The sequence below is a fragment of the Georgenia phoenicis genome (assembly GCF_047302425.1).
Lineage (GTDB): Bacteria > Actinomycetota > Actinomycetes > Actinomycetales > Actinomycetaceae > Oceanitalea.
Map to the genome: position 1 here is coordinate 1186878 of NZ_CP154855.1, position 21509 is coordinate 1208386.

Consider the following 21509-nt stretch of genomic DNA (forward strand, 5'->3'; position numbering starts at 1 on the left):
GGCGCGGCCCGCTCGGCGTGTCGGCGCCCTTTGTGGCGGGATCCTGACGGTCAGGCCACGGGCAGCGCCTCGCGGGTGAGGGCGAGCACCTGCGCGGCCGCCCGGTCGGCGCCGGCGATGAGCGGGGACGGGACGCCCGGCGTCGCGCCGATCGCCGAGCCCGGCTGGACGTCACCGGCCGGGATACCGATGACGACCACGCGCGGGTCCGGCCGGCCGGCGGCGTCGAGGAGGTGGAAGTCCTCCGGTGTGACGTCGATGGTCCGGGCCGCCGCCACGGAGCCGTCGGGGCCGCTGCGTGCGTGGAGGCGGGCGCGGCCCGAGTCGAGCAGCGAGCGGAGCAGGGGGTCGTCGGTGACGTCCACGTGCCCCTTGGACATGCGGGTCTCGACGAAGGCGCGCGTCCGGTGCTCGCGGCCGATCACCTGGGAGCGGGCGACGAAGCGGCCCCGCTCCACGGTGACCGCGAGCCCCTCGCCGAGCAGCTCGACCACCCCGGCCCGCACAAGGGCGAGCAGCTGCGCCGTGCGCTTCGGCGGTGGGCCGGAGGCGAGCGCGAGCCCGAGCGTGCCGAACCAGCCGTTGACGTCGCGCACCCCCGATGCCGGGTGGATCGCCCCCGCCCGCACGAGCCCGGCGACCTGCCCCCGCAGCACCGCCATCGCGCGGTTGACCTCGGCGCGCGGGCTGGCCAGCGGCCGGGTGATCGACTCGTGCTCCGCGGCGAGCCAGCGCTCGGTCCACGCCCGCCACTGCTCGGGTGAGGGCAGGCGGACGTCGGGCCGGTCGAGGCGGGTGACGTCCAGGTGGCGGGTGGGGTCGACGACGACGTCGCGGACGATGCCGGCGAGCTCGGTGACGTCCGCGGCCGCGACCCGGGCGAGCAGGGCGGCGGGGAGCTCGCCGTCCTCGGCGGTCGGGATGGTGGCGGGGTGGTGCCGGGCCAGGACGCCGAGATGGGCGACGACGAGCTCCCGCGCGAGCTGCGGCCAGACGTCGCGGGTGAAGTCCTGGTCCGGCACGGCCGCCGCGGCGGCGAACCACTCGCGGGTGGCCAGGCGCGGGGTGTAGCGCGGCGGCAGGCCGCCGTACCAGGACTTCGAGCGGTAGGGCAGGCCGCGGCGCGAGCCGACGAGCAGCCGCGGCTCGCGGCCCGAGGGTAGGTAGGTGAGGTCGAAGGGCGAGTCGCCGGCGACGAAGCGCCCGCCGCGTCCGGCGGTGAGGAGGGCGACGACGTCGAAGAAGTTCGCGCCCAGCCCCGCGACGACGACGTCCTCGCCCGCCGGCACGACGTCCCAGTCCCGCTCGGCCGGCATCCCCGGCTCGACGTAGACGAGCCCGTGGTCCTCCGCGGCGGCGACGCGCTCCGCCGTCTCCCGCGAGCGCTGGGCCTGGACCATCCCCTGTGCGAGCACGACGGCGGGCGCGGTGTAGGCGCGCCCGTCCGCCAGCCGCACCACCCGGGCCGACTTCGCACCGTCCGCCGGCTCGATGTCGACGACGGTGCCCACGACCGCTGTCAGCTCCACGCCGCCGCGGGCGAGGACCGCCTCGAGCTGCTCGCGGAAGTAGACGCCCTGCAGGCGCCTGGTCGGGTAGGACCACGGCTGGACCAGCTCGGCCTCGTCGGCGACCCAGTCCGGCCGAGGGCCGGCGCTCCAGCCGGCTGACGACGGCGCCGTCGTGCGCGGAGTGCCCGCGACCACGTCGCGGGCCCACACGACGAGGTCCGGCCCGGGCGTCACCGGCCCGTCCATCGGGGTGGAGTCGTCGGGGTAGATCGTCGTGTGGGCGCTGTAGGTGTTGTTGAGGAGCTGGGGGCTCTGGTCGGTGCGCCAGGTGGCACCGGCGCCGACCTCGAAGCGGTCGACGACGACGACGCGCAGCGGCCGCTCCGGCGTGCCGCGGGCGGTGAGCCGCTCGATGACGGACACGGCACGCGGGCCGCCGCCGACGATGACGAGGTCGACAACTGCACTCTCGGCGATAACTGTGCTGTCGGCGATAACTGTGCTGTCGGCGGTAACTGTGCTGTCGGCGGGGAGGGGGGTCGGGTTGGGGAGGGGCGGGGTCATGAGAGGGAGTCCTTCGCGAGGACGGGGCGGACCTGGGTCTGGCCGTCGTCGTGGAGGACCTCGACGGGCAGGCCGTAGACCTCGCCGAGGAGCGCGGCGTCGTAGGCCTCGGCGGCCGGACCGTCGGCCACGAGCCGCCCGCCGCTGAGCAGCACGACCTGCTGGCAGAAGGTCGCCGCGTGGTTGAGGTCGTGGATCGCGATGAGCGCCGCGACCCCCTCCTCCCGCGCCACCTGCCGCACGATCTGCAGCGTCTCGACCTGGTAGCGCAGGTCGAGGGCGGAGGTCGGCTCGTCGAGGAGCAGCACCCGCGGCCGCTGGGCCAGGGCCCGGGCGATGAGCACGCGCTGGGCCTGCCCGCCGGACATGTCCGAGAGCCGCCGTTCGGCGAGCTCGGCCAGCCCGAGTCGCGCGATCGCGTCCTCGACCACCGCGAGGTCCTCGGCCGAGGGCCGCATCCCCATGTGCGGCGTGCGCCCCAGCGTCACGGCCTCGCGGACGGTGAGCTCGAAGGGCACCTCGCTCGACTGCGGCACGTACGCGACGACCTTGGCCCGCTCGCGCGGCTTCATCGACAGCAGGTCGCGCTCGCCGAGCCGCACCGATCCCTGCCTCGTGCGCAGCACGCCGGCAAGGATCTTCGTCAGCGTCGACTTGCCCGACCCGTTGGGCCCGAGCAGCGCGCACACGGTGCCGGCCGCGACGTCGAGGTCGATCCCGCGCAGCACCCGGTGCTTGCCGTAGGCGAACTCGACGTCGCGGATGCTCAGCCCCGCGGGCGGTGCACCTGCCGGCGACGTCGCGCGCGCCGTCGTCGTCCTGTCCTGGACTGCAGTCACTTCGAGGCCCTCCGCGTCATGATGAGGTAGATGAAGACGGGCGCGCCGAGCATCGCGACGACGATCCCCACGGGCACGACCGACGGCGCCACCACGGTCCGCCCGATCGTGTCCGCCGCGACGAGGAGCACGCCGCCGGACAGCGCCGACATCGGCAGCAGGTACTGGTGGTTGGCGCCGATGATGAGCCGCGCGATGTGCGGCCCGACGAGCCCGACGAAGCCGATGACCCCGCACAGCGAGACCGCGACCGAGGCGAGCAGCACGGACACGAGGATGAGCCCCACCCGCACGACGGTGACGTTGACGCCGAGGGAGCGGGCGGCGTCGTCGCCGGCGAAGGCGATCGCGTTCATGTCCTTGGCGAACCACAGGAGCAGCGGCAGGAGCACGACGACGACGGCGCCCATGACCCGCACCTCGGTCCACGAGGCGTCGTTGACCGAGCCGAGGGTCCAGCGCACGATCGCCTGGAGGGTGTTCTCGTTGGCGAGGTACTGCAGGCCCGCGGTCAGCGCCTCGAAGAGCTGGGTGACGGCGATGCCGAGGAGCAGCAGGGTCGCCACCGCCATCTTGCGCGCCGAGGCGAGGCCCAGGACGAGCATCGTCACGACGCCCGCGCAGGCGAGCGCGGCGAGGATGACGAGCGGGTTGGACGAGGCGACCCCACCGCCGCCCAGGAGGATCGCCAGCGACGCGCCGAAGGCCGCCGCCGGGGAGACACCGAGGGTGAAGGGGCTGACGAGCGGGTTGCGCAGCAGCCCCTGCATGACGGCGCCGGCCACCGACAGCGCCGCACCCGCGGCGAGCGCGAGAAGCGCGCGCGGCAGGCGCAGGTCGGCGACGATCCCGTAGGCCGAGGCGAACTCGGGCTCGATCGTCCCACCCGCGACCCGCAGCCAGAGGATGCGCATGGCGTCGGCGAAGGTGACCCCGGAGGTGCCCACCGCCGTCGAGCCCGCGACGACGACGACGGTGAGCACCGCCGACGCGACGAGCACGAGCAGCCGGTGGTTGCCCAGCGCCCGCCGCAGGCCGGGGCGACCGCCGTCGGCAGCCGCGTTCTCGGCGGGAGGGGTGCTGCCGGCGGCCGGGCGGGTGGTCGTCGGTGCGGTCACTGCGCGACCCCGACGGTGACGTAGGCGTCCTCGCCCGCGAAGTCGGTCACGCCCTGGAACTCGGTGGCCCAGCGCTCGAGGTAGCCGGCCGGGTCGAGGTCGGCCGTCGCCTCGGGGTGCAGCCAGGTGGCGAGGTAGGCGGTGGCGATCGCCTTGGCGAGTCCCGACGTCGCCCACCCGTTGGCGACGTAGACCTCACCGTTCTCGACGGCGCTGATCCCGGACCAGCCCGGCCGCGCGGGGATCCCCGCGACGATCTCGCCGACCTCGTCGGCCGTGTAGGGCTCGGCCGAGGGCGGCTGCTCGTGGACGATGACGGCCGGGTCGCGCTCGACGACGGCGGCCGGGTCCACGGTGATCTCGTGCTGGGCGTCGCCGCCGGTGATGTCGCCGAAGACGTTCGTGCCGCCGGCGCCGGTGATGACCTGGTCGAAGCCGGAGCCGGGCAGCGCGGTGATGTAGGGCTGGTCGGTCTCCCAGTAGACCGGGACCGGCTCGAGGCCCGCGACGGCGTCGTCGACGGCGGTGACGATCTCCTCGTGGAAGTCCTTGACCGCCTGGGCGCCCTCGGGCTCGGCGAAGACCTCACCGAGGATGTCGATCGTCTCGTCGAAGACGTCGACGTCCCACGAGGTGACGACGACGACCGGGATGTCGAACTCCGCGAGCCGCTCGGAGGCCTCCTGCCAGGCGCCGTTGCGGGGGATGATCGCGACGTCGGGGTCGAGCGCGACGATCGCCTCGTAGTTGAGCTCGCCGATGCTCTCGCCGACGATGTCGTCCTCGGTGAGCCCGAGGTAGGGCGCGCGCTGGACGGTGCCGCGGTCGACGCCGACGACGCGGTCGCCCGCGCCGATCGCCTCGACGAACTCGTTGTTGTACGACAGGGCGACGACGGCGCGCTCGACGGGGCCCTCGATCGTCACCTCGCGGTCCTGGTCGTCGACGACGGTGATCTCGCCGGCCGTGGCGTCCGTGGCGGCGTCGCCGGCCTCGGTCTCGGCGACCTCGACCTGGCCGCAGGCCGCGAGCGTGAGGGCCGAGGCGGCGAGGACGGCGGCGGTACGGGTGGTGCGGGTCATCGGGTCTCTCCGGTGGTGGTGGGGGTGTCGGCAGGGAGGTGGGGCTCGCCGAGGGTGAGCATGAGGCGGTTGGCCCAGGAGAAGAAGGCGACCGAGGCGACGAGGTCGACGAGCTCGAGCGACTCCAGCCCGAGCCCCCGCAGCCGGGCCACGTGCGCGGCGGTGGCGCGGGAGGGCGAGGCGGCCAGCGCGGCGGCGAGGTCGACGACCGCCGCCCAGCGCTCGTCCTGCCCGGCGCTCAGCGCGGACAGGTCGGTCGGCGCCCAGCCGGGGCCGCGCGGGACGTCGGCGGCGAGGAGGCGGTCGACGTCGTCGGGGCGCCTGCTCAGCTGCGCGGCCTTCCGGGCGTGGACCGAGGCGCAGAAGATGCAGTCGTTGACCTTGCTCGTCACTGCGGCGGCGAGCTCGCGCTCGGCCCGCGGCAGGCCGACCCGGGTGAGGAAGACGGCGTGGTCGATCTGGGTGCGGGCGGCGAGCACGCCGGTCTGCCGCGCCAGCAGGCGGAAGTAGGCGCCGTCGCTCTTGCCGGCGAAGGCCGCGCGGTGCTCCTCGGTCAGCTCCTCCGCCGGGATCGGGTCCACCCAGGGCAGCCAGCCGAGCAGCTCGCGGGTGTACTCGCGCGGCACGGGCAGGCCGTTGGGGGCGACGTCGGGCGCGTACTTGGCGCGCGAGGGCAGCTCGGGCGCCGGTGCCGCAGGGGCGGCGTCGTCGTGGCCGGCGAGGAGGCGCAGGCCGGTGACCAGGCGCGCCTCGTAGGCGGTGACGGCGACGACCTGGGAGAGGAGGACGATGCCGTCGGCGTCGAGGCCCACGGCACCGAGCGCGGCGACGTCGGCCGGGGTGACGAGCGCGGGCGCGAGGGACAGCAGGTCGGCGTGGCGCACGAGGGCGGCGACGGACTCGTCGGCGGTGGCGGCCGTGAGGTCGACGGGGTCGTGGCGGCGGTGCTCCTCGGCCAGCCGCGGGGCGCCGTGCTGCTCGGCCACGCGCGCGGCCAGCGCCCGGCGCAGGGCGGGGGACAGGCGCCCCGGGTCGGTGAAGAGGTGGTCGTGGGCGGCCTGGGTGTGGCGGACGACCTCGGGCTTGGCCAGGCGCGCGGCGGCCGTGGCGGGGTCGAGCTCGGCGAGGGCGCCGACGAGGTCGGCGGTGGGCAGGTGGGTGGTGGTCACGAGTGCTCCAGGTGGGTGCGCGGCAGTGCCGCAGCAGCGGGTGGCGTGCGTGAGGTCGCACCGTCTGCTCGTCCGGAGGTGCGCGAAAGTGCGACCTCAGGAGGCAAGGTGCGACGCCTGCGCCGGGGACGTTCGCGGCGGGCACGGGGAGGCGGGGGCGGGCTCAGCGGCCCGTGGGGTCAGCGCCTCAGGCGGGACAACAACACATGCACGCCACGGCGCGCAGACACATGGACACGGCGGTGCTCGGCGCGAGAGGCGGCCTGACACTCGTGTGCACGGTCATGGTGGTCCTTCCCCAGCTCGCGGCGGGCGCCGCGATCGTTCGGGCACGGCGTGTGCCCTCGACGCCGACGACGCTACGTCACGACGCTTGAATGTCCAACCACTGTGCCGGCCGGGTATCACCTGGTGGGACACACCCCCGCACGAACGCCGAGAGCCGGACTCCTCGGTGGAGGAGTCCGGCTCTGGGCGCGGTGGGGCGGGGGAGTGTGGGGTCAGTCCACGTCCTCGTCGACCCAGTCGAAGGTCTTCGTCACGGCCTTCTTCCAGTTGCGGTAGAGGCGCTCGCGCTCGGCCTCGTCCATCGACGGGGTCCAGCGCTTGTCCTCGCCCCAGTTGTCGACGACGTCCTGCTCACCGTTCCAGAAGCCGACGGCGATACCGGCCGCGTAGGCGGCGCCGAGCGCCGTCGTCTCGGTCACCTTGGGACGCACGACGTCGACGCCGAGGATGTCGGCCTGGAACTGCATGAGCTCCTCGTTGGCGACCATGCCGCCGTCGACCTTGAGCTCCTTGAGGTCGACGCCGGAGTCGGCGTTCATCGCGTCGACGACCTCGCGGGACTGGTAGGCGGTGGCCTCGAGCACGGCCCGCGCGATGTGGCCCTTGTTGACGTACCGGGTGAGCCCGACGAGCGCGCCGCGCGCGTCCGAGCGCCAGTACGGGGCGAAGAGCCCGGAGAACGCCGGGACGAAGTAGGCCCCTCCGTTGTCCTCGACCGTCGCGGCGAGCTTCTCGATCTCCGGGGCGTCCTTGATGATCCCGAGGTTGTCACGCAGCCACTGGACGAGGGAACCGGTGACGGCGATGGAGCCCTCGAGGCAGTAGACCTGCGGCTGGTCACCGATCTTGTAGCCCACCGTGGTGAGCAGGCCGTTCTCGCTGTGGACGAGCTCGGTGCCGGTGTTGAGGAGGAGGAAGTTGCCGGTGCCGTAGGTGTTCTTCGCGCTGCCGACCTCGAAGGCCGCCTGCCCGAAGGTCGCCGCCTGCTGGTCACCGAGGATGCCGGAGATCGGCACACCGGGCACGAAGCCGCCCTCGCGGCCCTTGCCGTACACCTCGGAGGAGGAGCGGATCTCGGGGAGCATCGACATCGGGATGCCCATGTCGCGGGCGATGTCCTCGTTCCACGTGAGCGAGTCGATGTTCATGAGCATCGTGCGCGAGGCGTTGGTGACGTCGGTGACGTGGACGCCGCCGTTGGGGCCACCGGTCATGTTCCACAGCACCCACGTGTCGGTGGTGCCGAAGAGCAGCTCGCCGGCCTCCGCCTTCTCCCGGGCGCCGTCGACGTTGTCGAGGATCCACTTGACCTTCGGCCCGGCGAAGTACGTCGCGAGGGGCAGGCCCACGGTCTTCTTGTACTTCTCCGGGCCCTCGTCCCCGGCGAGCTCGTCGACGATCTTCTGGGTGCGGGTGTCCTGCCAGACGATCGCGTTGTAGACGGGCTTGCCCGTGCTCTTCTCCCACACGACGGTGGTCTCGCGCTGGTTGGTGATGCCGACGGCGGCGATGTCGCGGTGGGTGAGGTCGCCACGCGACAGGGCGATGCTCACGACCTCGCGGACGTTGCGCCAGATCTCGACGGGATCGTGCTCGACCCAGCCGGCGCGCGGGAAGATCTGCTCGTGCTCCATCTGCCCGGTGGAGTGGATGGTGCCCGCGTGGTCGAAGACGATTGCGCGGGAGCTGGTGGTGCCTTGGTCGATGGCGAGGACGTAGTCAGCCATGTCGGTCCTTTCGGTTGCCGGGGAGGGTCACAGGAGGTTGGCGGCGGCGAGGCCACCGAGGGCGCCACCGACGAGCGGGCCGACGATCGGCACCCACGAGTAGCCCCAGTCGCTGGAGCCCTTGCCCCGGATGGGCAGCACCGCGTGCGCGATGCGGGGACCGAGGTCACGTGCGGGGTTGATGGCGTAGCCGGTGGGGCCACCGAGGCTGGCACCGATACCGACGACGAGGAGGGCGACGGCGAGGGGGCCGAGCCCGGAGGGGGTGAAGCCGAAGGCGACGATGACGAAGACGAGGACGAAGGTCGCGATGACCTCGGTGACGACGTTCCAGCCGTAGCTGCGGATCTCCGGCCCGGTGGAGAAGACGGCGAGCTTGATGGGCGCCGGCGCCTCCCGGTCGAAGTGCTTCTTGTACGCGAGCCAGGCGAGGACGGCGCCGATGAAGGCACCGAGAATCTGGGCGGCGAAGTAGACGAGCGCGTTGCCCGCCGTCGCCTCGATGACCGGCAGGTCGAGGTCCTCGTTGCCGGGGAAGAACGGCTTGTCGGCGGCCCACAGGCCGACGGTGACGGCCGGGTTGATGTGCGCACCCGTGGAGTAGGCGACGAACACGCCGGCGAAGACCGCCAGGCCCCAGCCGAAGTTGATGAGCAGCCAGCCGCCGCCCTGTCCCTTCGAGTCGGGCAGGAGGTGGTTGGCGACGACGCCGCATCCCAGGAGGATGAGCGTCGCCGTGCCCAGCACCTCGGGCAGGAAGATCAGGGAGAAGTCCACGTTGTCCTCTCTTTCTGTTGGACCCGACGGCGCGGCCTTGCGCCGTCGGGGTGTCGTGGAGGCTAGGCCAGCGGGGTCATCGGCACGATGTCCGGTGCCTGCTGGCGGGCCCGCTCACCGGCCTCGTCGTCCGGTGCCTCGGCGGCGGCACGCTCGGCCTCGCAGCGTGCCGTGTACGCGTCGATCTCCGCCTGCCGGCGCTCCTCGTCCCACCCGAGGATCGGGGCGATGACGTCGACGATCTCCGGCACGGCCGCCAGGCCGCTGTCGCTGACCTCGTAGACGAGCCGGGTGCGGCGCACCATGACGTCCTCGAGGTGGAGGACCGCCTCGCGCCGGGCCGCGTAGGCGACCTCGACGCGCAGGTAGGCGGGGGCGTGCTCGAGGGGCCGGCCGAGGTCCGGCTGCTCCTCGACCATCGTGACGAGCTCCTCGAGCATCGAGCCGTAGCGGTGGAGGAGGTGGTCGACCATGGCGCTGGACCAGCCGAAGCGCGAGGCGTGGCGCTGGGCGCGGCGGCGCACCGCCTGGAGCCCGACCGCACCGAGCAGCGGGATGCGCTCGGTGATCGAGGGCAGGCGCTTGGCCTCGTCCCCGAGGGCGAAGTCGACGGCGTCCTTGGCCATGACCCGGTAGGTGGTGAGCTTGCCGCCGGCGATGACGGTGAGGCCCGGGGTGGGGGAGGCGACCGTGTGCTCGCGCGACACCTTCGCCGACGACGTGCCCTCCTTGGTCCCCGGCTGCAGCAGCGGACGCAGGCCGGCGTAGGTGCCGATGACGTCGTCGCGGGTGAGCGGGGTCTTGAGGACGGCGTTGGCGTGCTCGATGACGTAGTCGATGTCCGCCTTGGTGGCCACGGGGTGGCGCAGGTCGTGCTCGTAGGGGGTGTCGGTCGTCCCGATGATCCAGTAGCGCGACCACGGGATGATGAACAGGACGCTCTTCTCGGTCTGGAGGATCAGGCCGACGTCGCCGCGGATCCGCTCGCGCGGCACGACGATGTGGATGCCCTTGGACGCGAGGACCCGCAGGCCGCCGTCCGACCCGGAGAGCGACTCGGTCTCCTCGGTCCACACGCCGGTGGCGTTGATGACGTGGCGAGCCTTGACGTCGAGGACCTCACCGGTCTCGAGGTCCTTGACCTGCGCGCCGTCGACGCGGCCGGAGGCGTCCTTGGACAGCCCGACGACCTGCGTGCGGTTGGCGGCCAGCGCACCGTAGGCGGCGGCCGTGCGGACCAGGGTGGTGACGAGGCGGGAGTCGTCGACGCTCGCGTCCCAGTACTGGACGGCGCCGACCGCGGCGTCGTGGCGCAGGTCGGGGAAGAGCTGCTCCATGCGCGAGCGGCTGCGGTGGCGGTGCAGCGGCATGGCGCGCTTGCCGGGGGCGATGCCGGCGAGCGTGTCGTAGAGCGCGATGCCGGCGCCGACGTAGGCCCGCTCCCACACTCGGTGCTCGAGCGGGTAGAGGAAGGGCACCCGCTTGACCAGGTGCGGCGCGAGGTGCTTGATGAGGAGGTCACGCTCGGTGAGCGCCTCGTGGACGAGGCTGAAGTCGAGCATCTGGAGGTAGCGCAGCCCGCCGTGGACGAGCTTGCTCGACCAGCTCGAGGTGCCCGAGGACCAGTCCTGCGCCTCGACGATGCCGGTGCGCAGACCGCGCGTGGCGGCGTCCAGGGCGATGCCCGCGCCGGTGACACCACCGCCGATGACGAGCACGTCCAGCCCGTCGGAGTCGCTCATCTCGGCCAGTGCGGCGTGCCGTGTGTCCGCGGTCAGCGTGCTCGATGTCACAGGGGGTCCCTTCGGGTGGTGCGTCGTTCGTTCATGCTGTCGCTCCGCGGTTGGGCGCGCAAGCGATTCGGCGCGAGACTTCGGTCGCTTGGCCGGTGCTCACCCGACCCGCTCCGCCTCGACGAGGACGGCGCTCTGCGGCGCGAGAACCGGGAGCAGCACCCCGACGCCGGAGAGCACGTCGCCGCCGAGGACGACGCCGTCGCGCACCCAGGGCGGGTCGGTGCGCTCGGCGCGGCGAGCGGGTCCGAAGGGCTCGCGGACGACGACGCGGTACGTCGCGCCGTCGTCGAGCCCGGGCAGGGGAGTGAGTCCCGGCCGGGGCGGGCGGGCGACGGCGGTGCGTGCCCACACGTAGGTCGCGCGGCCGCCGTCGGGCGCGACGACGCCGCGCAGGACCGCGCCGTCGTCGACGTCGTCGGCGTTGACCACCGTCCCCGTGCGCAGGAGGGGACGCAGCGACCGGTAGTAGCCGGTCCAGCGGGTGATGGTGGCGAGCTCGTCCGCGCTGGCGGTGGTGAGGTCGAACTCGATGCCCGAGTGGCCGAGGAGGGCGGCGGTGAGCCGGAAGGAGAGGTCGGTGACCCGGCCCGTGGTGTGCGCCCGCGGCGCGCCGAGGTGGGTGCCGACCATCTCCGGCGGGACGAGCAGCGTGGTCCACCGCTCGAGCTCGAGCCGCTCGACGGGGTCGTTGCAGTCCGAGGCCCAGAACCGGTCGACGTGGCGCGCGATGCCGAGGTCGACCCGGCCGCCGCCGCTCGCGCAGGACTCGATCTCGAGCGTCGGGTGACGCTCCCGGAGCTCGGCCATGAGGCGGTAGACCGCGCTGGTCTGGGCGCGGACGGCGGGGGAGCCCGCCGCGTCCTGCGCCTGGAGCAGGTCGCGGTTGTGGTCCCACTTGAGGTAGTCGACGCCGTACTCCTCGACGAGCGCGTCGAGCGCCGTGGCGAGGTGGCGGTAGGCGTCCGGGTGGGTGAGGTCGAGCGGGTACTGGTGGCGCGCCGTCGGGCCGGGGTCGTCCGGCGGCACGAGCAGCCACTCGGGGTGCGCCTCGGCGACGGCGGAGTGTGCGCTCACCATCTCCGGCTCGACCCACAGGCCGAACTGCATGCCGCGGGCGCGGACGTCGCGGACGAGCGGGTGGAGGCCCTCGGGCCAGCGCTCCGGGTCGACGACCCAGTCGCCGAGGGCGCGCGTGTCGTCGGTGCGGCCGGTGAACCAGCCGTCGTCGAGGACGAAGCGCTCGGCACCCACGCTCGCCGCCGCCTCGACGAGCGGGCGCAGGGCGGCGTGGCTGTGGTCGAAGTACACCGCCTCCCAGGTGTTGACGAGCAGCGGGGCGGGGGTCTGCGGCTGGCGCGCGCGAGCACGCTGGAAGGAGTGGAAACGTGCCGCGAGCCCGTCGAGGCCGGCGTCGGACCACGCGAAGACCACGGTGGGTGCCTCGTGGACCTGGCCCGGGGCGAGGCGGACCTCGCCGGGGGCGAGCAGCTCGCCCGCGCCGAGCGCGGTGGCGGCGGCGCCGGCTCCCTCGGGCAGGGCGTCGAGGACGTAGCGCTGGTTGCCGCTCCACGCGAGGTGCACGGCCCACACCTCACCGCGCCGGAAGCCGAAGCCGGGGGTGCCGAGCACGCCGAGGAAGGGGCTGTCGTGACCAGGGCGGCCGCGGCGCCCCTCGCGTGAGTGGGAGCCGGGGCGCAGGGTGCTGCGGTGGGGCTGCCGCTCGGCGACCCACAGGCCCGAGAAGTCGAGGTGCTCGGTCGCGCGGCCCGGCACGGGCATGACGGCGGTGACCGCGGAGAGGTCGTAGGGGAGCGCGGACCGGTTCTCGACGGTCGTGTCGACGTGGAGCAGCCCGGCCTCGCACAGGGAGAGGCGGCGCACCACGCGCAGGCCGGCCCGCGGGTCCTGCGCCGTGAAGGTGACCTCCGCCGTCGTCGCCGCGTGCTCCACGACGTAGCGCGGGAACTGCCCGCGCCCCTCGGTGTGGCCGGCGACGGCCGGGTGACCGGCCCAGGCGTCCCGCTCGGAGGGGAGCACGGTGAGCGCGCGCGGGACGTCGGGGGAGCTGTGGGCCACCCCGCGCACGGCCACGCCGCACAGCGCGGCGAGCGCGGCGTGGTCCAGCTCGCCGAGGTCACGCCCCCAGTGGACGATCGACGGGACGTCCCCGGCCGCGTCGAGGAGCACGCTCGTCCCGCCGCGGCGGAGGTGGACGGGGCGGGGAGCAGCAGGGGCGGTCACGCGGAGTCCCTCCAGACGACGGGAGTCTCGAGGAGGCTGCCGGAGACGACCGGGCGGCCCTCGAGCTGGGCGAGGACGAGTGCGGCGGCGGCTGCCCCGAGGGCCTCCGCGGGCTGGCGCACGGTCGACAGCTGGGGCCGGCAGCGCTGGGCCCAGCCGCTGTCGTCGAAGCCGACGATGCCGACGTCCTGCGGGACGCGGCGCCCGGCCTCGTTGAGGGTGTCGATCGCGCCTGCGGCAAGCGCGTCGGACGCGGCGAAGACGCCGTCGACGTCCGGGCAGCGGGCGAGGAGCTCCCGCATGCCGGTGACGCCGTCGGCGAAGGAGTAGTGGTCGACCCGGACGACGAGCCCCTCGTCGAAGCGGTCACCGAGCGCCCGGCGGAACCCGGCGTACCGGTCGCTGCCGGAGTCGCGGTCCATGCCCGCCGCGATCATCCCGACCTTCCGCCGACCCGTCTCGAGCAGGCGGCTGGTGATGGAGTGCGCGGCGTCCTCGTTGTCGATACCGACCCACGGCATCTCGTTCCGGGGATTTCCGATGAATGCGGTGGCGAGGCCGAGATTACGTACGGCATCGGTGATCGGGTCGTGCTCCCTGGCGGAGACGAGAATGACGCCGTCGACGACTCCTCCGCCGAGATAGCGGACGATTCTTTGTGAATCCTCGTCGGAATCGAAGATGAGGGTCGGCATCTGGTGGTCGGCGGCGGACAGGGCCCGGTTCGCGCCGAGGAGGAGCCGGCCGATGTTGGGGTCGTCGACGAACATCGCGTGCGGCTCGTGGACGACGAAACCCACCGCCTGCGCCCGCTGCCGGACGAGGGTCCGGGCCGCCCGGCTCGGGACGTACCCGGTGCGCAGAATCGCGGCTTCGACGGCCTTTCGGGCCTCGGTGGACACGTAGCGCTCGCCGTTGACGACGCGGCTGACGGTGCCGCGGGAGACGCGGGCCTCGCGCGCCACGTCGTGGACGGTGACGCGCCTTCGGGGGGTGGACACCTCTGCACTATGCCACGCCGGTGTGTTGACAGGCCAGAGACGCCGGTCCTACTCTGGGCACGTTCACAGACTCAGCGCGGAGTTTCTGCGCGGCCACATCTGTGCACGTGCACAGAATTGGAGCGATTTCCCGGTGTATCAGAATGTCGACGTGTCCTCGTTGACCGATGGACTCGTTTTCGGGTGCGACTACAACCCCGAGCAGTGGGACCCCGCCACGTGGCGTGAGGACGTCGCCCTCATGCGCGAGGCCGGGGTCAACCTCGTCGCGGTCAACATCTTCGGCTGGTCGCACGTCGAGCCGCGCGAGGGCGAGTTCGACTTCTCCGACCTCGACGAGGTCGTCGCCCTCCTCCACGAGAACGGCATCCGGGTGAACCTCGGGACGGCCACCGCCTCCCCGCCGCCGTGGCTGACGGCCCGGTACCCCGAGGTGCTGCCGATGGTGGAGGACGGCACCCGCCGGTACCCCGGCGGGCGCCAGGCGTTCTGCCCGAGCTCCCCGACCTTCCGGCGCTACGCGCTGCGCCTGGTCGAGGAGGTCGCCCGCCGGTACGGCGACCACCCGGCCCTCGCCGTCTGGCACGTGTCCAACGAGCTCGGCTGCCACAACGCGCTGTGCTACGACGACTCGTGCGCGGCCGCGTTCCGGCGGTGGCTGGAGCGCAGGTACGGGACGGTGGAGGCGCTCAACGCCGCGTGGGGCACGGCGTTCTGGAGCCAGCGCTACGGGGAGTGGTCGGAGATCCTGCCGCCCCGGGCGACGCTGTCCATCCGCAACCCCGCGCACGTCCTCGACTTCCACCGCTTCAGCTCCGACCAGCTGCTCGACCACTACCGCGCCGAGGCGGAGGTCATCCGCCGGCACAGCAGCGCGCCGGTGACGACGAACTTCATGGTCACCGCCCACATCCGCAACATGGACTACTGGACGTGGGCGCCGGAGATGGACCTCGTGGCCAATGACCACTACCTCGACCACCGCCTCGCGGCACCGACCGCCGAGCTCGCCTTCGCCGCCGACCTCACCCGCGGCCTGGCCCAGGGGCGCCCGTGGCTCCTCATGGAGTCGAGCGTCGGGGCGGTGAACTGGCAGCCGCACAACCTGGCCAAGGGCCCGGGCGAGGCGGTCCGCAACGCCGTCACCCAGATCGCCCGCGGCGCCGACGGGATCTGCTACTTCCAGTGGCGGGCCTCGCGCCAGGGCGCGGAGAAGTACCACTCCGCCCTCCTGCCGCACGCCGGCACCGACAGTACGACGTGGCGCACCACGCTCGACGTGTCGCGCGCCGTCCGGGCGCTGGCGGAGGTCCGGGGCACGCGCGTGCAGGCCCAGGCGGCCCTCGTCTTCAGCTGGGAGTCCTGGTGGGCCGCCGAGGGGGAGGCCCGGCCCACGCAGGAGGTCGACTACCTCCAGCAGGTCCACCACCTGTACGGCGCGGCGCGCGCTCTCGGCCTCACCGTTGACGTCGTCGCCCCGGGGCAGTCGCTCGAGGGCTACCGCTTCCTCCTTGTCCCCAGCCTCCACCTCGTCCGCGACGCCGACGCACGTGTCGTCGATGAGTGGGTCCAGGCCGGCGGGCACGCGTGGATCGGCTTCAACAGCGGCATCGTCGACGAGCGGGACGCCGTCCGGCTGGGCGGGTACCCCGGGGCCTTCCGGGAGACCGTCTCCGCCCGCTCCGACGAGTTCCTCCCGCTCGCGCCGTCCCAGACGGTGCGGCTGAGCGACGGGAGCACCGCGAGCCTGTGGACCGAGCGGCTCGAGCCGGTCGCCGCGCAGACCGTGCTCAGCTACACCGACGGCCCCGCGGCCGGTCACGCAGCCGTCACCCGCCACGCCCGCGGCAGCGGGGTGGCCTGGTACTGCAGCACCCACCTCGAGCCGGCCGCGCTGCGCGAGCAGCTGGGCGCGGCTGTCGCCGACGCGGGCCTCGCCGCGTCGGCCGGCGACGACGAGCTGGAGCTCATCCGGAGGACCGGGCCCTCCGGGTCCTTCCTCTTCGCCGTCAACCACGGCGGTGCGGAGCGGCAGGTCCCGGTGTCCGGGACCGAGCTCCTCACCGGCGCCACCATCGACCACCTGCTCGAGGTCCCCGCAGGTGGCGTCCGAGTCGTGAAGGAGCACGAGTCGTGAGACGTGCGCGAACCGGCCCACCGGCCACCGCGAACCGGCACCGAGGAGCGGTCCTCGCCCTCATCACCCCGTTCGGGCTGTTCTTCAGCCTCTTCTACCTGCTGCCCATCGGGTACGCGATCTACAAGTCGACCCTCGTCATCGAGCGCGAGGGGACCTTCGGGCCGCCCACCGAGGTGTTCGGCGGGCTGGCCCAGTACGCGGCGGTCTTCGAGAACGCCCCGTTCTGGGAGTCCGTCGTCCGCATGCTCGCCTTCGGCATCGTCCAGGTGCCGGTCATGCTGGGGCTCGCGCTGGTCTTCGCGCTCCTCCTCGACTCCCCGCTCGTCCGGGGCAAGCGCTTCTTCCGCCTGGCCTACTTCGTGCCGTACGCGGTGCCGGGCGTCATCGCGGCCATCATGTGGGGCTTCCTCTACTCCCCGAACCTCTCCCCATTCACCTCGGTGACCCAGACGATCCCCTTCCTGTCCGGGGAGCTGGTCCTCGCATCCATCGCGAACGTCGTCACCTGGGTGTTCGTCGGCTACAACATGCTCATCATCTACTCCGCGCTGCTCGCGGTGCCGGGGGAGCTGCACGAGGCCGCCAAGCTCGACGGCGCCGGTCAGGTGCGCATCGCGTGGGCGATCAAGGTGCCGCTCGTGCGGCCCGCGATCATCCTCACCGCCGTCTTCTCGATCATCGGCACCCTGCAGCTGCTCGCCGAGCCGCAGGTGTTCCGCACCTTCAGCGCGGCCGTCAACAGCACCTACACGCCGAACCTGGCCATCTACACCACGGCCTCGGTCCCCAACACGAACCTCGCCGCCGCCATGTCGGTGATCCTCGCGCTGGGCACCTTCATCCTGTCGTTCGGCTTCCTCAAGCTGACCCAACGAGGTGACCGATGAGCATCCTGACCCGGACCGACACGCCCCGTCGCGGCGCCCGCGAGAGCCTGCTCTCGCGCACCGGTGCCATGCTCGTCATGGGCGTGTTCACCCTGTACTTCCTCGTGCCGGTGTGGTGGCTCCTCGTCGCCTCGACGAAGAGCCGCGAGCAGCTGACGACGACGAACGGCCTGTGGTTCGCCGACATCAACCTCGGGGAGAACATCTCCGCGCTGCTCGACCACAACGGCGGCGTCTACCTCCGCTGGATGCTCAACAGCGTCGTCTACGCCGGCGGTGGCGCGCTCGTCGCCACCCTGCTCGCCTCGATGTGCGGGTACGCGCTGGCCAAGTACCATTTCCGCGGGCGCGAGCTGCTGTTCAACGTCGTCCTCGGCGGCGTGCTCGTGCCGGCCACCGCCCTGGCGCTGCCGTTGTTCCTGATCTTCAGCCAGGTCAACCTCACGAACACGATGTGGGCCGTGCTCCTCCCGAGCATCGTCAGCCCCTTCGGCGTCTACCTCACCCGCGTCTTCGCGAGCGCGGCCGTCCCGGACGAGCTCCTCGAGGCCTCGCGGCTCGACGGCGCGGGGGAGCTGCGGACCTTCTTCGGGATGTCCGTGCGGCTGATGTTCCCCTCGCTCGTGACGATCTTCCTCTTCCAGTTCGTCGGCATCTGGAACAACTTCTTCCTGCCGCTCATCATGCTGCGCAGCGAGTCGCTCTTCCCGGTGACCCTCGGCCTCTACTCCTGGAACACCCAGATCAACCAGATCCCCGAGTTCCGGGGCTACGTCCTGGTCGGCGCGATGCTCTCGATCATCCCGCTCATCATCTCCTTCCTCCTGCTCCAGCGGTACTGGCGTTCGGGCCTGGCCGCCGGCTCCTTGAAGTAAGACCCCAGCAGTGACCCCGCTGCTGGGCAGCGCACCAGAGATTGGAATGCAGTCATGCGAAAGACAATGACGTTGGTCGCCGGGGGAGCGGCGCTCGCGCTCACGCTCACGGCGTGCGGTGGCGGCGCCGAGGACGAGGGCGCGCCCGACGCGGCCGCGTGCGAGCCGAGCGAGGGCGCGGTCGAGCTCGACTTCACCTCCTGGATCCCCGGGATCGAGGAGGCGGCGGAGCTGTGGAACGCGGAGAACCCGGACATCCAGGTCCGCGTCCAGACCGGCCCCAACGGCAACTCGGGCACCTACCAGAACTTCTTCAACCAGCTCGAGGCCGGCAACGCGCCGGACATCGGCCAGATCGAGTACGACGCGCTGCCGAACTTCGTCGCGCAGGGCGGCCTGGAGAACCTCGCGGCCTGCGAGGACGTCGTCGCCGCCGAGTCCGAGTTCATCGACTGGACCTGGGGCCAGGTCACCCTCGGTGACGAGGACGCCGTCTTCGGAATCCCGCAGGACTCCGGGCCGATGGCCCTGTTCTACCGCGCCGACCTCTTCGAGGAGCACGGGATCGAGGTCCCGACGACGTGGGAGGAGTACGCGCAGGCTGCCGAGGAGGTCCGGGCGGCCGGCGGCTACATCACGAACTTCTCGCAGGTGGACATCAACCAGTTCGCGGGACTCGTGTGGCAGGCCGGGGGTGACTGGTTCAGCAACTCCGAGGAGGGCTGGTCGGTGCACCTCACCGGTGACGAGTCGGAGCAGGTCGCCGCGTACTGGCAGGACCTGCTCGAGCGCGACCTCGTGGCGACCTACCCCGCGTGGACGCCGGAGTGGGACGAGGCCTTCAACCGCAGCGAGGTGTGGTCCTGGCCCTCGGCCGTGTGGGGTGCGAACACCATCGCCAGCGGTGCCCCCGACACCGCCGGGAAGTGGGCGGTGGCGCCGGCCCCGCAGTGGAGCGAGGGGGACACCGCCTCCGGTAACTGGGGTGGCTCCTCGATCGCCGTCTTCGAGGGCACCGAGCACCTCTACGAGGCCACCCAGTTCATCCTGTGGCTCAACACCTCCGAGGAGGCGCTCACGCTGCTCAACGAGTCGGCGAACATCTACCCCGCGACGACGGCGGGGCTGGAGCTGCCGATCCTCGGGGAGGGCGTGGAGTTCTTCGGCGGGCAGCCGATCTACGACGTCTTCGCCGAGGCCGCCCAGACGGTCGACCCCGACTTCGTGTGGGGCCCGCTCATGACCGAGACCTACACCGCGGTCTCCGACGGCTTCCGCCGCGCGGCCGACGGGCAGGGCACCCTGCAGGAGGCGCTCGCCGACGGTGAGTCCGCGACCGTCGACGCGCTCGAGGCGCAGGCCATCCCGGTGGCCGACTGACCCCACCCGGACGCCCGTGGGTGCCGGCCCTCGGCCGGCACCCACGGGCGGGCGAGCACGCGCCCCACAGTGCAGGGCCGCCGCGAGGCACGCGCCTGGCGGCGCACCGACGAGAACAAGGGGGTTTTCTCATGAGCACGACCCGACCGGCACGCACCCGCGGCCTGGCCGCCCTGGCTGCCGCAGCAGTCGCCACCGTCTCCCTCGGCGTGGCCCTGCCGGCCGACGCCGACGAGCCGGCAGGAGTGGAGATCGACCTCAGCGGCACGTGGAGGTTCACCAAGGGCGACGACGCCCGGTACAGCGACCCGGACCTCGACGACTCCGCCTGGCAGGAGCTCACCGTCCCCGAGGATGGCGCCGAGTGGGCCGACGAGGACGGCTACGGCTGGTACCGCGTCGACTTCGAGCTGCCCGCCGACGCCGAGGGGACCAACCTCGTCGCCTCCCTGGGCTACCTCGACGACGTCGACGAGGCCTTCCTCAACGGTGTGCGGATCGGCGGCTCCGGGCAGTTCCCGCCCGACGCCCGCTCCGCCTGGTTCGAGCGCCGGCTGTACCCGGTGCCCGCCGACGCCCCCGTCTTCGGGGGGACCAACACGCTCGCTGTCCGCATGTACGACATGAACGGCGGTGGCGGCTGGTACCAGGGGCCGATCGGCCTGTTCTCCAAGGACAAGATCCGGGAGAACGTCCACGGGATCCGCGGGGTGCCCGCGGAGGAGTCCCTCGCCCGGGAGGTCCGGGCCCTGCTCGACACGCAGCGTGCGGCGCTCGCCGCCGGCGACCTCGAGGCCTATCTCGACACCGTCGCCGAGGACTACTTCCACGACGGCCGAGACAAGGACCGACGTGCCCGGGAGCTGGCCGCCTGGCTGGACGAGGCCGGCACCCTCGAGCTCGTGGACCGGGAGGTCGAGGTGGTTGCGTCCGAGGACGGACGCCTGCTCGTCGACACCAACCGCTCGATCGTCGGCACCGTCGCCGGCGAGACGAGGCAGTTCCAGGAGACCACCCAGGAGTTCCTCGCGATCGACCGGGCGACCCTGCGGGAGGAGGGCAACCACTCGCGCTTCTTCCGCGAGAGCGTGGACTCAGAGCTCGAGGGGAAGCCGCGTGAGCTCGTCACCTACCTGCCGCCGTCGTACCTGGAGGACCCTGAGCGTGAGTTCCCCGTCGTCTACCTGCTGCACGGCATCAACGGCGGCGCCCGCGAGTGGGAGCCGCGCAACATCGACGAGGTGCTCGACGGCCTGTGGGAGCAGGGCCTGGCGGAGTCGATCGTCGTCATGCCCGACGGCGAGTCGCTCTGGTACGTCGACTCCCCGGCCGTCCCGTGGCGCTCGATGTTCCTCACCGAGCTCGTCCCGATGGTCGACGCCGAGTACCGCACGCTGGACTCGGCCGACTACCGGGCGCTGACGGGCATCTCCATGGGTGGCTTCGGCGCCTACTCGATCGGGCTGGAGAACCCCGGGACGTTCTCAAGCCTCGCCTCGCACATGGGGGCGCTGTCCTTCGCGCAGGGCGGCAAGCCCACGCCGGTGGCGCAGGTTGCCGGGATGACGGAGGACGAGCTGGGGCACTACGACCTCTTCCTCGACGCCTGCGAGGCTGACGAGTACCGCTTCGACAACGCCGTGCGCACGATGTCGGCGGACCTCAGCGCCCGGGGCGTGCCGCACACCGCGGCGGTGTACCCCGAGGGCCGCCACAACGACGCGTGCTGGATGCCGCGGCTTGCCGACTCCTTCGCGACCCACTCCCAGCACTTCCGCGACGCGGGGCTCGGGGACGAGGCCCTCGACCTCGAGGTCACGGTGCGGGCGCGGTGCCTGGGGACGGACCGGGTGCACGTCCTCGTCAACGCCCAGAACCCCGCGGGTGTGCCGGTCGCCGTCACGATGAGCTCGGAGCACGGCACGCGGGAGTTCCCCGCCTACTCGCCGCGGCGCTCGTTCACCGCGGCGTTCAGCGGGCCCACCGACGGACAGCTGACCGGTCGGGTCGTCGTCACCGCCCGGTCAGCCGACGGCGCCGCCGTCCGCGAGGTCGCCGCGTACGCGCCAGCCGCCTGCGGGTGAGGACCCCGCGGGGTCGCCGGTCCGCCGGTG

At 72.6% G+C, this 21509-nt stretch carries 15 protein-coding genes; 5 read left to right on the forward strand and 10 right to left on the reverse strand.

Annotation, left to right across the window (positions count from 1 at the left end):
- Positions 1 to 50: 50 nt before the first annotated feature.
- The 10 genes from AA0005_RS05730 to AA0005_RS05775 form a co-directional block, all read right to left on the reverse strand.
- Complete coding sequence (locus AA0005_RS05730) at positions 51 to 2075, reverse strand: FAD/NAD(P)-binding protein (protein ID WP_413452448.1); 2025 nt, start codon at positions 2073 to 2075, stop codon at positions 51 to 53.
- On the reverse strand, positions 2072 to 2914 hold the full coding sequence (locus tag AA0005_RS05735) for an ABC transporter ATP-binding protein (protein ID WP_413452449.1): 843 nt from the start codon (positions 2912 to 2914) through the stop codon (positions 2072 to 2074). Before AA0005_RS05735 ends, AA0005_RS05730 begins: the two co-directional genes overlap by 4 nt.
- Complete coding sequence (locus tag AA0005_RS05740) at positions 2911 to 4032, reverse strand: FecCD family ABC transporter permease (protein WP_413452450.1); 1122 nt, start codon at positions 4030 to 4032, stop codon at positions 2911 to 2913. Before AA0005_RS05740 ends, AA0005_RS05735 begins: the two co-directional genes overlap by 4 nt.
- Entirely contained in the window at positions 4029 to 5114 is a 1086-nt protein-coding gene (locus AA0005_RS05745; protein ID WP_413452451.1) for an ABC transporter substrate-binding protein, read from the reverse strand. The genes AA0005_RS05740 and AA0005_RS05745 overlap by 4 nt, the downstream gene beginning before the upstream one ends.
- Entirely contained in the window at positions 5111 to 6283 is a 1173-nt protein-coding gene (locus AA0005_RS05750; protein ID WP_413452452.1) for a peroxidase-related enzyme, read from the reverse strand. The genes AA0005_RS05745 and AA0005_RS05750 overlap by 4 nt, the downstream gene beginning before the upstream one ends.
- Positions 6284 to 6783: 500 nt before the next feature.
- Positions 6784 to 8298, reverse strand: coding sequence for a glycerol kinase GlpK (glpK, locus tag AA0005_RS05755; RefSeq protein WP_413452453.1), 1515 nt, complete (start codon positions 8296 to 8298; stop codon positions 6784 to 6786).
- Positions 8299 to 8325: 27 nt separating this feature from the next.
- Complete coding sequence (locus AA0005_RS05760; RefSeq protein ID WP_413452454.1) at positions 8326 to 9075, reverse strand: MIP/aquaporin family protein; 750 nt, start codon at positions 9073 to 9075, stop codon at positions 8326 to 8328.
- Positions 9076 to 9137: 62 nt separating this feature from the next.
- A complete protein-coding gene (locus AA0005_RS05765) occupies positions 9138 to 10817 on the reverse strand; it encodes an FAD-dependent oxidoreductase (protein WP_413452455.1) in 1680 nt (559 codons plus the stop codon).
- Between the two features lie 150 nt (positions 10818 to 10967).
- On the reverse strand, positions 10968 to 13112 hold the full coding sequence (locus AA0005_RS05770; RefSeq protein ID WP_413452456.1) for an alpha-galactosidase: 2145 nt from the start codon (positions 13110 to 13112) through the stop codon (positions 10968 to 10970).
- Positions 13109 to 14113: a LacI family DNA-binding transcriptional regulator gene (locus tag AA0005_RS05775; protein ID WP_413452457.1), complete on the reverse strand. Its 1005-nt coding sequence runs from the start codon at positions 14111 to 14113 to the stop codon at positions 13109 to 13111. The genes AA0005_RS05770 and AA0005_RS05775 overlap by 4 nt, the downstream gene beginning before the upstream one ends.
- Before the next feature lie 151 nt (positions 14114 to 14264).
- On the opposite strand from AA0005_RS05775, the gene AA0005_RS05780 reads away from it, so the two are divergent.
- From AA0005_RS05780 to AA0005_RS05800, 5 genes are all read left to right on the forward strand, one after another.
- Complete coding sequence (locus AA0005_RS05780) at positions 14265 to 16250, forward strand: beta-galactosidase (RefSeq protein ID WP_413452458.1); 1986 nt, start codon at positions 14265 to 14267, stop codon at positions 16248 to 16250.
- Positions 16247 to 17140: a carbohydrate ABC transporter permease gene (locus tag AA0005_RS05785; RefSeq protein ID WP_413452459.1), complete on the forward strand. Its 894-nt coding sequence runs from the start codon at positions 16247 to 16249 to the stop codon at positions 17138 to 17140. The genes AA0005_RS05780 and AA0005_RS05785 overlap by 4 nt, the downstream gene beginning before the upstream one ends.
- On the forward strand, positions 17137 to 18015 hold the full coding sequence (locus AA0005_RS05790; RefSeq protein WP_413452460.1) for a carbohydrate ABC transporter permease: 879 nt from the start codon (positions 17137 to 17139) through the stop codon (positions 18013 to 18015). Before AA0005_RS05785 ends, AA0005_RS05790 begins: the two co-directional genes overlap by 4 nt.
- A gap of 54 nt (positions 18016 to 18069) precedes the next feature.
- The gene (locus AA0005_RS05795) at positions 18070 to 19395 is read left to right on the forward strand and encodes an ABC transporter substrate-binding protein (RefSeq protein ID WP_413452461.1); all 1326 of its coding nucleotides are present in this window, start codon (positions 18070 to 18072) and stop codon (positions 19393 to 19395) included.
- 131 nt (positions 19396 to 19526) lie between these two features.
- On the forward strand, positions 19527 to 21479 hold the full coding sequence (locus AA0005_RS05800) for an alpha/beta hydrolase-fold protein (protein ID WP_413452462.1): 1953 nt from the start codon (positions 19527 to 19529) through the stop codon (positions 21477 to 21479).
- Positions 21480 to 21509: the final 30 nt, after the last annotated feature.